The organism is Fictibacillus sp. 7GRE50 (assembly GCF_015903875.1).
Taxonomy (GTDB): domain Bacteria; phylum Bacillota; class Bacilli; order Bacillales; family Fictibacillaceae; genus Fictibacillus; species Fictibacillus phosphorivorans.
In genome coordinates this window covers 669,739-682,414 of sequence record NZ_JACZDW010000002.1, presented here as the reverse complement: position 1 = coordinate 682,414, position 12,676 = coordinate 669,739, and the positions used below count along the sequence as shown (strand labels likewise).

The following is a 12,676-nucleotide window of genomic DNA, read 5'->3' as shown; positions in this document are numbered from 1 at the left end:
GAGCGATTCTTGAGGTTTGTGAGCGGTTCTTGGGATTTGTGAGCGATTCTTGGGATTTATGAGCGATTTCTAAATCCTGATGACCTGTCCATTGGGATTACATACTAATAGAGTTCTTTCGACAACTCCCGTCGAATTTCGTAAAAAACGTTTCAGTTTTATTACAAATGTAGAAAATGAAAGGGTTTACATGAATCGTGACGAATAATATTTATGTAAGAACCACAATGCAAAGGGAGGATTCAAATGGAAAAAACTTTAGACCTTCAATTAAAACCAAAGGTGGCCGAGTTTCTTAACGGAACGAAAAAGCATTTTATCAATGGGGAATGGGTCAGCTCAGCTAGCGGAAAAACATTTGAAACATTAAACCCTTCAACTGGAGAAGTTTTAGCAGTTGTATCAGAAGGTGGAACTGAAGATATCGATAAAGCGGTTAAAGCGGCAAGAGCGGCTTTTGAAACAGGTTATTGGTCAAAGATGCCTGCTTCAAAGCGAAGTTACTTAATTTACAAATTAGCAGAATTGATGGAAGAGAATAAAGAAGAATTAGCACAGCTTGATACATTGGATAACGGAAAGCCGATTCGCGAAACGATGAATGCGGATGTTCCGCTTGCGATTGAGCATTTCCGCTATTATGCTGGTTGGTCAACAAAAATCGTGGGGCAGACGATTCCTGTAGCAGGAAGCTTCTTCAACTACACGCGTCATGAAGCGCTAGGTGTAGTCGGACAGATCATTCCTTGGAACTTCCCACTATTGATGGCAGCTTGGAAGCTTGGTGCTGCACTTGCGACGGGATGTACGGTCGTACTGAAGCCGGCAGAGCAAACACCTCTATCTGCACTTTACTTAGCAAAATTAGCTCATGAAGCAGGGTTCCCTGAAGGTGTGCTAAACGTTGTAACAGGTGCTGGTGAAACAGGTGCGGCGCTGGTTGATCATCCGAACGTGGACAAGATTGCATTTACAGGTTCCACTGAAGTTGGAAAACTGATCATGCGTAACGCGTCTAACTCTTTGAAGCGAGTAACACTAGAGCTTGGTGGTAAATCACCAAACATCATCTTGCCTGATGCTGACATGAGCCGTGCAGTTCCTGGTGCATTAAGCGGAATCATGTTCAACCAAGGACAAGTTTGCTGTGCGGGATCACGTTTATATATTCAAAAGAAATCATTTGATAATGTCGTAGCAGACCTTGTGTCTCATGCGAAGAAAATCAAGCAAGGTCCTGGGTTAGATCCAGATACAACGATGGGGCCGCTCGTATCTCAAGAACAGCATAACCGTGTTCTTGGTTACATCCAAAAAGGACAAGATGAAGGTGCAGAATTGTTAACAGGAGGAACAACTCCGTTTGACAGAGGGTACTTTGTCGAGCCGACAATCTTCGCCGATGTTGATGATAAGATGACGATTGCAAAAGAAGAGATCTTCGGTCCAGTTGTGGCTGCAATGCCGTTTGATGACTTGGATGATGTAATCGCTCGTGCAAACGACTCAGAATATGGTCTTGCTGCAGGACTATGGACAGAGAATTTAAAAACAGCTCATTATGTATCGAACAAGCTTCGTGCTGGTACGGTTTGGGTGAACTGCTATAATGCATTTGATGCTGCTTCACCATTCGGCGGATACAAGCAATCCGGTATCGGACGTGAAATGGGATCTTATGCATTAAATAACTACACAGAAGTTAAGAGTGTGTGGGTGAACTTAAAATAGACAACAAGATATAACGGGGTCAAAGAAGAATTGAGCGGATAAATCGGGAAAACCGGGTGCTAGATCCAGCATCCGGTTTTTTCTTTGTTCATTGATAAGCGGCGAATCTCTTCGTCAGTTTTGTTTTTTCGGTGCTCATGTAGGAGAACTACACTCCGCTCCTCAAAAACTTCACTTCCTCGACCTTCTTGCTTCTGAATGAACAATTTAACATTGATAAGCGGCGAATCTCTTCGTCGCCCAGCTGATTATTAAAGCATCACCTTAATAAATCGCAGTCCTGTGTCGTCATAATCTAAACTTCGATAGAACTCATGCGTGTCTGTTCTTTGTTTTCCACTATTAAGCAAGATTGCCGTACAGCCTTCCTCTTTTGCCCATTCTTCTCCATAATGAACGAGCTCCTTGCCGATGCCGTTTCCTCTGAATTCTTCACTTACCACGAGAGCAGTAATGCGTGCATAGCAGCCGTTTTTCTCAAAATATATACCTTTTGCAAGGCCGATCATCCCAATTACTTGGTCGTTTACACAAGCCACAAAACAAGCATAAGCAGAATTAGGAAGCAGTGTCTCTAATCGCTCTGTCATTTCCTCGGGCTTTGTTGGATAACCGAGTTCACCCATTAAATAAGAAAGTTCGTAACTGTCATCGTATCGAGCTTCACGTAGAATTACTTCACTCACTGTTTTCTCCCTCGTTTCCATGAGTTTCATTAGCGATGGAAAAGAAGCAATTGTCCCTTTGGTGAAGTCAGACGATGCGCTTTTTCTTGCATGTTCAGTTCAGCCAAACGGGCTTCTCCTTGCTCTTTTGCTACAGAGTCGTTCGGAGCGGAAATCGTTTCATCCAATATTTTTTCCCCGTTACTTTCGTATGCAGTTAGTGCGTATGTATTCATGATGATCGAACTCCTTTCGTATCTAAATTTGATTTCAACATTCGACGAATTTTTCCTGCCATAAACTTAAGAATTTGTATGAAACTTAAGGTATTACACTACGTACTAGGAATATATGGTATATTTTACAGCGGGAGGGATATAGTCATGTTGACCATTAACGAGGTAAGAAAACAGTTTGGTAGTTTTACAGCCGTTGACGGAATTAACTTACAGATTCCTAAAGGCGAGATCTTTGGATTGTTAGGTGCAAACGGTGCAGGGAAAACGACGACATTTCGAATGATCTTAGGATTGTTAACACCATCACAAGGAAGAATTACGTGGAACGACAAAGAGATCTCTTATGAGACGAGTGACCTTATAGGATATCTACCCGAAGAAAGAGGATTATATCCAAAACTGACCGTAAGAGAGCAGTTGATCTATCTAGGACAGTTGCGCGGTATGACTCGTTCACAAATTCAAGAACAAACGAATAAGTGGTTGAAGCGTTTTGGTGCTGAGGAGTATTTAAACAAGAAGGTAGAAGCATTGTCTAAAGGAAATCAGCAAAAAATACAGTTCATTGCGGCTGTTCTTCATCGTCCAGAACTTTTAATCTTAGATGAACCGTTTAGCGGATTAGATCCCGTAAATGTTGAACTTTTGAAGAGTGCTGTTCATGAGCTGAAAAAAGAAGGAACGACGATTGTCTTCTCATCTCATAGGATGGAGCACGTAGAAGAACTATGTCAGCATCTGTGCATCATGCATAGAGGAAAGTCAGTTGTTCAAGGAAACCTAAAAGAGATCAAACGATCTTTTGGGAAAAAGAATGTATCAGTTAAAGCAGATTTTGATCTAACTTATTTGAAAGACACATCAGGAGTTCTTAAACATCGTCCAACGGGAGATGGGATCATTCTTCAAGTTGAACGAGAAGAAGTGGCTCAAGATTTGTTCCGAGCTATTCAGTCAAAAGGATTTGTAAGAAAGTTTGAACTTGAAGAACCTTCATTAAATGATATCTTCATCGAGAAAGTAGGTGTTGTTCATGAGTAAATTTATGACTGTAATGATGCATACATACCGATCTAAAATTAAATCAAAACCATTCCTGATCACTACATTGATTACAATCGGATTGTTATTTGTCATAACGAATATGAACGAGATCACAAAAATGTTCGGTGAAGATGAGGCTTCTAAAATTGGGGTTATCGATAGAACAGGAGAGACACTTCCAGCTCTTCAAGCACAACTTAAGCAAACAAATGATGATTTGAAACCTGAAGCGTTTACGAAATCGGAAAGTGAAGCAGAAAAAGCAGTACTTGATGGTAAAATCGAAGGACTTTTAATTCTGGATAGGGATGCTTCAGGCATTATCACAGGAACTTATAAAGCAGAAGATGTAACACAGCAGAGCCTGATCGCGGATGTAGAGTTGGCCCTGCAGCAGATTAAGAACAAATCTGCCGCCGAGTCCATTGGATTGAACCAAGAACAGCTCGCTGCTATTTATTCTCCGGTTACTTTTGCTAAGGAGTCATTGTCAGATTCAGCGAAAAGTGAGGAAGAGGCAGCTCAAGTATACATCCTAGTGTATGTGGTCCTATTTTTCATGTATATGGCCGTCATGATGTATGGAAGTATGATCGCCGTAGAAGTGGCAACAGAAAAATCTTCACGTGTTATGGAAATACTGATTTCTTCTGTATCGCCAGTGACACAGATGTTTGGGAAGATCTTTGGGATCGTACTCGTCGCTTTAACTCAGCTTGCGTTGTTTGTTGCAGGAGGGTTTCTAGCTGTTAAATTAAACGGACAGCTTAGTGGAAGTGAGAGTATCATCAATGAACTAAAGTTGAACGAGATTCCAACGTCACTAATCATCTATGCTCTTGTGTTTTTCATTTTAGGATTCTTCTTATACGCTACTCTATTTGCGATGCTGGGATCATTGATCAGCAGAGTTGAAGAAGTAAATAATTTGATGACACCAGTAGTAATCGTAATCGTGGCAGCATTTATGATTGCCATGTTCGGCAGAGAAAATCCAGAGTCTGGCTTTGTTGCAGCGGCATCATACTTCCCGCTGTTCACACCAATGCTCATGCTGCTTCGTGTAGGGATGCTTTCATTACCGGTTTGGGAAGTAGCACTTGGAATCAGCGTCTTAGTCGGAGCCATCTTCTTGTTTGCCATAATTGGTGCTCGTGTATATCGTGGAGGGGTTTTGATGTACGGAAACGCACCTTCCTTGAAATTGTTTAAGCAAGCCCTCCTTTTATCCAAACAGGAGAAGAAAAATACAACCGACGTTTAATACTTTGAAAAGAGAGCCATTGAGCTCTCTTTTTTTACACATTCACAAGCGAACGTGCTTTCGTATATATGTTAAAATGAAGGGAAGAATGGTAGAAAAAGAGGATGAGTGAAATGATAAAGTTTTTACATTGTGCAGATCTCCATCTAGATAGTCCGTTCAAAGGACTTTCCTCGTTGCCTAATGGGCTTTTTCAGCGGCTTTCTGATAGCACGTTCGTATCGTTTAAACGTCTGATCGATCTTGCGATTTCAGAAGAAGTAGATTTTGTAGTGATTGCAGGAGATCTTTATGACAGCGGAAACCGAAGCTTAAAGGCTCAATCATATTTGAAAAACTGTTTTATGAAACTGAAGAGTTATGACATAAACGTATATGTTGTTCATGGTAATCATGATCCATTAGATGGACAATGGGTAGATCTTGATTGGCCGAGCAATGTGCACTTTTTTGGCGGGAACCATGTTCAGACTATTTACTTTGAAAAAAAGGGAAGACAGGTAGCGGCTTTGCACGGATTTAGCTATGAAACTGCAGCGGTGACAGATGATCGAACGTTACATTATCCTGACAAAAGAGATGATTTGTATCATATTGGCATTTTGCATGGACAGGCTGATGGTTATAGCGGACACAGCAGATACGCGCCTTTTTTGTTAACAGAGCTTCTAAAAAAAGGCTACGATTATTGGGCGCTCGGACACATTCATAAAAGAATAGATTTAAACATAGATCCACCCGTTCGTTATTCAGGGAATATACAAGGCAGACATAGTGGAGAACTAGGTGAAAAAGGTGGCTACATCGTTACTTTAAACCATAATGAAGTCGAAAGTCAGTTCTACTCCACGTCTGAAATCAGTTGGCAAGAAAGCAGCATTGATTTAACTGAGGTTGATAGTCTGCAAGAAGTGATCCTTTTGTGTGAAAAAAAGATCAACACGCATCAACAAGGTAATAAAGGTGTCCTTCTTGTCTTAAAGTTGACGGGTCAAACTCAGCTTTATCATGAGCTTTTGGATGGAACGTTCATTGAAGATTTAGAAGAAATCTTGCGTGAGGAAGATTATGATTCTTCGTTTGTGCATGTTGTTTCGATTAAGAATGTAACGACCCCTTCTCTTCAAGAGGAACAATCCATGAAACAATCTGCCTTTTTTCAAGATTTACAGTGTGTTCTAGAAGATGATTCAGAACTGCAACAAGCGATTTATGAATTGTCTACACACCGAACAGCCAGAAAATACATAGAGCTGAATGAACAAGATTATGAAGAGATTAAACAACAAGCTGAACAATTATTATTATCAGAACTTCATAAAAGCAGGTAGGTGAAAATATGAAACTCGTTTCCCTTCATATCTATCACTTCGGTGGTTTAAAGGATTGTAGAATCAACTTCGAAAATAAGGGGCTACAGATTCTTTACGGAGAAAACGAAGCAGGAAAAACGACACTGATGGACTTTATTAAATGTATGTTCTACGGTTTTCCTACAAAAAGTCAAAATCAACGCCGCTATGAACCTAAAGACGGAAACAGAATGGGTGGTAAGATCACCATTCACCATCAAATACACGGCACTTGGACGATTGAGAGAATAGCGCGATCTACTGTAATTGGTGATGTCACACTTTTTGATGAAACGGGGCAGCAGAAAGAAGAAGCATTTCTGATACAGTTGTTAGATGGAATGGAACAATCCTTGTATACGGGTGCATTTTGCTTTGGTCTTGATGGCTTACAAAAATTAGACAAGTTATCATCTGAAGAACTCGGTAATTTTTTACTAAGCACCGCGATTTCAGGTGACCGTGATCTATTAGACATCGAACAGACATTTGAGAAGAAACAAGCTCTTTTATTTAAAAAAGCAGGCAAAAAACCAATCATTAATGAAAAGTTAGAACAGCTTTCTTCATCAGCAAAATCACTTCAACTCTTAAAAGAAAAAAACGAGAGTTATCAGGCGTTAACGAACGAAAAAGAAGCTCAACAAAAGGTTCTTGAAAGAATTAGACAAGAGTTGACGGAGATCCAAACAGAACTTCGCTCAAACAAGAGGCTACTCGAATTAAAGCCTGTACTGCAAAAATATAGACAGCTTGATGTAGAGATAAGCTCTCTGGATTCTGACCAATTTTATTTTCCAGAAAACGGACTTCAACAATATGACGAATGGCGAAAAGAGTATTCAGGCTTAAAAAGTGACTTAACGTACACAGATAGCCGTATTCAAGATGTTGAAACCGAGCTGAAATCAGTGATAAGTAATGAAGTAATAATAAAATACGAAACAGAGATTAAACGTTTGTTTAATCACCTTCCTGAATATGAACATCTCTTCAACCAGCTACAAGAGCTTCAACGTCACATACAGGCTTTAAAAAATGAAGAAAGAGAGCTCGTTGATGAGATCGGAGAAACGTGGTCTGAAGAAGAGCTTAAGAAACTTTCACTGTCTTTATCTTCTCTTCATCTTCTAGAAGATTTGATCAAGCAGCATGAGCAGGTTAAAGATAAACAAAGTAGGTTAGAAGACGAGCTCGAGGACTCTAGAATGAATCTCGAGCGTTTAGAAGCGGAAGAAGCACAACAAAAAGCGAACCTACTATCTGAAGAAGAATATGCAAAGTATCAGCATTCAAATCATAAGCAAACAAGAAATATTCCTTCTTATACAATACTATTGCCCATATTTTCTTCCGTATTACTTCTTTGGTCTGGTTGGATTTCAAATCATCCACCAGTCATGTTTGGGGGAGTTCTTCTGTTGATTACGTCGCTGGTTTTAAGCTTCATGTATTTGAGGAAAAATCAGTCAGGTGAAGAAATGCCAAAACACGTACATCATCGATTGTTAGAAGATGAGGTCAATCGTAAACAATGGATGCAGCTCTCTCTACAGCTTTCTAACGAAAACAACATCTATGTACAGCTTGCTAAACGGCTGGATTATTTAGAAGTGGAAGAAGCAACTGTCCTTGATCGTGCGCAACGATGGGCGTCAGATAACGGGTACAAAGGGCAGTTGGACCGGCTTTTTGTATCAGGTTATATGAAGCGAGTTCTTCAGCTTAAGGATTTGTTAAGACAGCGAAATGAAGCAGAAATAAAAGTAAAAAATATAACGCTAAAACAGAATAATTATGAGAAGAAAGCCGGTTCACTATCACTTGTATTGGGAGAAGAACCCCAAGAAGATACGAGATACTGGATCAACTCTTGTTATGCCGAATTGGAGAAGCAACTTAAAAATCAATCGCGATCACTGCACCTTCAGCAAAATAGAAGGGAACTCATCGAGCGAAGGGAAGAGTTTGAGAAAAAAATCACCTTTTTAGATGATCAGATGCAAAGTTTGTGGAATGATGCCAAAGTTAGCAAGGAAGAAGACTTTTATGTAAAAGGTAAAAACAAGGAACGGTTTAGCAAGTTAAAAGAAGAACGTGAAACGCTATTAAATCAATTGATATCGTTAGGGTTTTCAGAAGATGAAGTCGTTGTGATGGCGGAGAAAGTAACGGTACACTTTGAAAAAACGCTTCATCATATATCATTTTTGGAAGAAAAAGAGGAAGAAAAACAAAAACATTATGCTGAGAAGGTTGAAGCAAAAGGGAAACTGGACTGGGAGTTAGCGAAACTGCTTGAAGATGGCAGTTACTCAGAGAATATGCATCGTTATGAGATGCTTAAAGATGAATGGAACACGCTCGTTAAGAAATGGGCAAGCGTGCGCCTTGCACAGCATGCTCTTTTAAAAGTAAAAGAAGAATATCAAAAAACAAAGCTGCCAGCGGTTTTAGAGACTTCGAGTGTTTATTTTAGTAAAATAACAGAAAGTGAATATCAATCTATTACGTTCACAGACAAAAACGAACTAATGGTTGTAAACGGGGAAGGAATAGGTTTTTACCCGCATGAGTTAAGCCGGGGGACTGCAGAACAAGTGTATTTAGCTATCCGATTATCAGTAGCTTACCATGCAGGACCGAAAGACTTTCCGATTTTAATGGACGATATTGCGGTTAACTTTGATGGCTTAAGGACAAAACGAACATTACAACTGATACAAGAAGCTGCGTTTGATCGGCAGGTACTGTTCTTTACTTGCCATAAACATATTGCTTCTACCGTTCCATCTGTCCCTGTCATACATTGGCCACACCAATCCGTTATCGCTGAAATGTAACCAAAGGAGGGGAATGGCTCATGTCAAATGAGTATTCCATTTACTTAGTCGAAGATGAACAAGATCTTGCTCAAGTGCTGAAGGCCTATATGGAAAAAGAAGGTTGGAGCGTTTCGGTTTTTCACAATGGAGAAGATGCTTTGAAGAATGCTGAAGAGAAGAAGCCTCATCTATGGATATTAGATATTATGCTGCCTGGTATGGATGGCTATGAAATTATTAAAGAGATCAAAAAGACTTCAGACATCCCTGTTATTTTTGTTTCTGCTCGAGACCAAGACTTGGATCGAATCGTTGGACTTGAGCTGGGCAGTGATGATTATTTAGCAAAGCCTTTCATGCCAAGAGAGCTCGTTATTCGAGTTAGAAAACTGTTAACGAGAATATATGAAACTGGTAACCGCCTGCCTCAAACCATTGAGATTACGGGGTATATGATTGATCCGATCTCAAGAAAGATCACACGTGATGGAGAGATGATTAATCTTACAGGAAAAGAGATCGACGTTCTTCTTTATTTAATCGAGAACAAAGGGAAATCTCGTAAGCGAGAAGAGATCTTAGAATATGTTTGGGGAGACGATTATTTCGGATCTGAACGCGCTGTGGATGATGTGATCAGACGTGTGCGTAAGAAGATGCCTCGATTGAACTTAGAGACCGTTTACGGAGCTGGTTATAGGATTATACCATCATGATACGTTTAAACCTAACTCAGCGTATATGGCTTTCATTCGGGCTGCTGATTTTTACGATTGGTCTCTTAACCGCGATCATCTATCCGCTATCCATTAAAGACACGCTGACTGAAGAAACGTATCGAATCATAGAGAACGAGCAGCAGAATGTATGGGATCCCAACAATCAGCTTCCTAGAGAAGGGGAATCTCCAACTGATTTTATTGAAAGAAGGAATGCTGCTCGTGATGTTGGACATGTAGTGATTGTTGACAAGTACGCCAACTCACAAGGTGATCCTGTACCTGAAGAAGTTCTTTATGAGATGGCTGAAAAAGCATACAAACAAAAGAAGAATAAAGGACGTTACGAGCTAACGTATGAAGATGCGACCTTATTTTATGCAATCACAACAAAGACCAACGTAAAAGGCGAAAAGGTGTATTTAATTTCCTATATGTGGGATACGTATCGCGATCAAATGGTTAACCGATTATGGCTAAGGCTTGTTTTGATTTTGTTGTTTACAGGTATATTCTCTATCATCCCTGCGATTTGGTTAGCACGGTATTTGCGTTCACCACTCACCATCTTAGGAAAGCGGTTCGAACAGATCGCCAAACGCAACTGGCAGGAGCCGTTTCATTGGAAGGGTGATGATGAATTTTATATTCTTTCCAAACAATTTGAAGAGATGCGTCAAAACTTGTTAAGACATGATCATGCACAAAAAACATTTATTCAACATGCGTCTCATGAATTAAAGACACCTATCATGACGATCAAGAGTTACGCTCAATCTGTAAAAGATGGCATCATGCCAAAGGATACAACAGAAGATATGATGGACGTGATCTTAAAAGAGACGGAAAGAATGGAAAAGCGTGTTCAAAATATGCTGTATTATACAAAGCTCGACGCTATGAAACTCGATGTTTTTACAAAAGAGAATTTTAACTTTGGTGATCTGGCAGAAGATATTGTTGAACGATTTAGGTATCAGCGTGAAGACATAGATTTTGAGATTACAGGTAACCATTACAATCTGAATGGTGATAAAGAGCAATGGAGTATTCTGCTGGATAATTTAGTTCAGAACGCATTACGTTATGCACACGAGACGATTCGACTCTCAGCTTTTAATAACGAATCTGACTTTGTTATTGAAGTATTTAATGATGGAGAGAGTCTCACGGGTGTAACAGGAGAAGAAATCTTCCAGCCGTTCAGAAAAGGAAATAAGGGTCAGTTTGGACTAGGGCTTGCTATTGTAAAACGAATTGCGGAACTGCATGGAGGAAAAGTGGTCGCCGAGAATAGAGCAGAAGGGGTAGCTTTTCAGATTAAGATTCCGATAACTAACCCAAAAAGAAAGGGTTAGAAGAGAGTCATTCACTAGGCGTAAATTTTACCAACTTAGTGTTATGACAAGTAGTTAAATAGACGGATATGCTATACTAAAGCAAAGAAAGGCGGGGTGAAAGATGAAAAAAGGACTTGCGTTTTATAAGGTAGGAGAGATCGTAGATGGTTTCTTTCTTGTCAAATCATCTGTTAAAGGAACGGCAAGTAATGGTAAACCCTTCTTAACGTTGATCCTTCAAGATCAAACAGGTGATGTGGAGGCAAAACTATGGGATAGTTCACCAGAAGATGAAGAGCTCTACGCAGCTCAAGCTATCGTAAAACTAGCTGGTGAGATGGGGAACTACAGAGGAAAAATGCAGTTAAAGCTTAAAGCCATTCGCCCTGCAACGGAACTTGATGGTGTTAAAGTAAGTGATTTCCTAGAAACAGCTCCATTATCCCAAGACGTGATGGTAGAGACGATCACCAAATACATATTTGAGATGAAGAATCCAAATATTCAAAGAATCACAAGGCATTTGTTAAAGAAACATCAAGCTGAGTTTCTGGAATATCCTGCAGCGGTTAAGAACCACCATGAGTTTGTATCAGGTCTTGCGTTTCATGTTGTATCCATGTTGGATATGGCAAAAGCGTTCAGCAAGCTTTACCCTTCTCTAGATACAGACCTTCTCTATTCAGGAATCATTCTGCACGATCTTGGAAAAGTCATCGAGTTGTCAGGCCCAGTTGCTGCGTCTTATACACTCGAAGGGAAGCTTCTCGGTCATATTACAATCATGGTGAACGAGATCGGCAAGGCGGCAGATGAGTTAGAGATTGAAGGAGAAGAAGTAACTGTCCTTCAGCATCTCGTTTTAAGTCACCACAGTAAACCGGAGTGGGGAAGCCCTAAAGCGCCGTTGATTCGTGAAGCAGAAATCCTTCATATGATCGATAATTTTGACGCTAGAATGAACATGATGGACCGCGCACTCGAAAAGGTGCAACCTGGAGAATTTACAGATAAGCAGTTCGCTCTAGAAAATCGTTCGTTATATAAACCGCTGTTCCAAGGGGAATTTGCGAAAAGTTAAAGCCATATTTTAAAAGAATTGTTACTTTAAAAACATCATTGATAAGTTGATTGAAGCGTAAGGTGGCGAGACTCCTACGGGACGAGCGGTCAGGTGGAGACTCCTAATGGCGCAAAGCGGCAGGAGGCTCACCGCACGCCCCGTGGAAAGCGAGCTACCTGGAGCGGAAATCAACTACTTTCAAAGCAACGAAGCAACCAACCAAATAACAAAAACCCATTGTGTAAAAATGGGAGTTATGGTAAATTTGGAATTGGAAGTTAAGAAACGAAATTTTAGGAGGCAATGACTCATGGTTAGCATTGTTCAAGGTAAGGTAAGAAAGCAAGCTAAATAACGTCTAGTCCCATTTGGGAAGGCTTATTTTGCTATGCAATCTACTTACTTTTGAGCAATCTTTCCATGTGCCATTCAAG

The 12,676-nt window shown here is 40.2% G+C and carries 10 protein-coding genes; 8 read left to right on the top strand and 2 right to left on the bottom strand.

Going from position 1 to position 12,676, the window contains the following annotated elements; genetic code table 11:
• The first annotated feature begins 246 nt into the window (after nucleotides 1–246).
• Nucleotides 247–1,731, top strand: a complete 1,485-nt coding sequence (locus IHV12_RS10630; protein ID WP_197126854.1) for an aldehyde dehydrogenase family protein — start codon at nucleotides 247–249, stop codon at nucleotides 1,729–1,731.
• Between the two features lie 251 nt (nucleotides 1,732–1,982).
• Here the strand turns inward: IHV12_RS10630 and IHV12_RS10625 are convergent, their stop codons facing one another.
• Together IHV12_RS10625 and IHV12_RS10620 are read right to left on the bottom strand one after the other, a co-directional pair.
• Nucleotides 1,983–2,417 carry a GNAT family N-acetyltransferase gene (locus tag IHV12_RS10625; RefSeq protein WP_197190826.1) on the bottom strand — a complete coding sequence of 145 codons (435 nt, stop codon included), beginning with the start codon at nucleotides 2,415–2,417 and terminating at the stop codon, nucleotides 1,983–1,985.
• A 29-nt stretch (nucleotides 2,418–2,446) separates the two neighbouring features.
• Nucleotides 2,447–2,632 carry a YhzD family protein gene (locus IHV12_RS10620; RefSeq protein WP_197126855.1) on the bottom strand — a complete coding sequence of 62 codons (186 nt, stop codon included), beginning with the start codon at nucleotides 2,630–2,632 and terminating at the stop codon, nucleotides 2,447–2,449.
• Between the two features lie 147 nt (nucleotides 2,633–2,779).
• On the opposite strand from IHV12_RS10620, the gene IHV12_RS10615 reads away from it, so the two are divergent.
• The 7 genes from IHV12_RS10615 to yhaM all read left to right on the top strand — a co-directional run bounded on the left by IHV12_RS10615 (nucleotide 2,780) and on the right by yhaM (nucleotide 12,260).
• Nucleotides 2,780–3,676: an ABC transporter ATP-binding protein gene (locus IHV12_RS10615; protein WP_197190825.1), complete on the top strand. Its 897-nt coding sequence runs from the start codon at nucleotides 2,780–2,782 to the stop codon at nucleotides 3,674–3,676.
• Nucleotides 3,669–4,943, top strand: coding sequence for an ABC transporter permease (locus IHV12_RS10610; protein ID WP_197126857.1), 1,275 nt, complete (start codon nucleotides 3,669–3,671; stop codon nucleotides 4,941–4,943). Before IHV12_RS10615 ends, IHV12_RS10610 begins: the two co-directional genes overlap by 8 nt.
• Before the next feature lie 113 nt (nucleotides 4,944–5,056).
• A complete protein-coding gene (locus IHV12_RS10605) occupies nucleotides 5,057–6,274 on the top strand; it encodes a metallophosphoesterase family protein (RefSeq protein ID WP_197190824.1) in 1,218 nt (405 codons plus the stop codon).
• Between the two features lie 8 nt (nucleotides 6,275–6,282).
• Nucleotides 6,283–9,138: an ATP-binding protein gene (locus IHV12_RS10600; protein WP_197190823.1), complete on the top strand. Its 2,856-nt coding sequence runs from the start codon at nucleotides 6,283–6,285 to the stop codon at nucleotides 9,136–9,138.
• A 20-nt stretch (nucleotides 9,139–9,158) separates the two neighbouring features.
• The gene (locus IHV12_RS10595) at nucleotides 9,159–9,836 is read left to right on the top strand and encodes a response regulator transcription factor (protein WP_197190822.1); all 678 of its coding nucleotides are present in this window, start codon (nucleotides 9,159–9,161) and stop codon (nucleotides 9,834–9,836) included.
• Nucleotides 9,833–11,197: a sensor histidine kinase gene (locus IHV12_RS10590; RefSeq protein WP_197190821.1), complete on the top strand. Its 1,365-nt coding sequence runs from the start codon at nucleotides 9,833–9,835 to the stop codon at nucleotides 11,195–11,197. Before IHV12_RS10595 ends, IHV12_RS10590 begins: the two co-directional genes overlap by 4 nt.
• 103 nt (nucleotides 11,198–11,300) lie before the next feature.
• The gene (gene yhaM / locus IHV12_RS10585) at nucleotides 11,301–12,260 is read left to right on the top strand and encodes a 3'-5' exoribonuclease YhaM (protein WP_197190820.1); all 960 of its coding nucleotides are present in this window, start codon (nucleotides 11,301–11,303) and stop codon (nucleotides 12,258–12,260) included.
• Nucleotides 12,261–12,676: the final 416 nt, after the last annotated feature.

Excerpts from the sequence above, each read along its gene's own strand:
- IHV12_RS10630 (WP_197126854.1), top strand. The coding sequence starts at position 247 with ATGGAAAAAACTTTAGACCTTCAATTAAAACCAAAGGTGGCCGAGTTT.
- IHV12_RS10620 (WP_197126855.1), bottom strand. The coding sequence starts at position 2,632 with ATGAATACATACGCACTAACTGCATACGAAAGTAACGGGGAAAAAATA.
- IHV12_RS10615 (WP_197190825.1), top strand. The coding sequence starts at position 2,780 with ATGTTGACCATTAACGAGGTAAGAAAACAGTTTGGTAGTTTTACAGCC.
- IHV12_RS10610 (WP_197126857.1), top strand. The coding sequence starts at position 3,669 with ATGAGTAAATTTATGACTGTAATGATGCATACATACCGATCTAAAATT.
- IHV12_RS10605 (WP_197190824.1), top strand. The coding sequence starts at position 5,057 with ATGATAAAGTTTTTACATTGTGCAGATCTCCATCTAGATAGTCCGTTC.
- IHV12_RS10600 (WP_197190823.1), top strand. The coding sequence starts at position 6,283 with ATGAAACTCGTTTCCCTTCATATCTATCACTTCGGTGGTTTAAAGGAT.
- IHV12_RS10595 (WP_197190822.1), top strand. The coding sequence starts at position 9,159 with ATGTCAAATGAGTATTCCATTTACTTAGTCGAAGATGAACAAGATCTT.
- IHV12_RS10590 (WP_197190821.1), top strand. The coding sequence starts at position 9,833 with ATGATACGTTTAAACCTAACTCAGCGTATATGGCTTTCATTCGGGCTG.
- yhaM (WP_197190820.1), top strand. The coding sequence starts at position 11,301 with ATGAAAAAAGGACTTGCGTTTTATAAGGTAGGAGAGATCGTAGATGGT.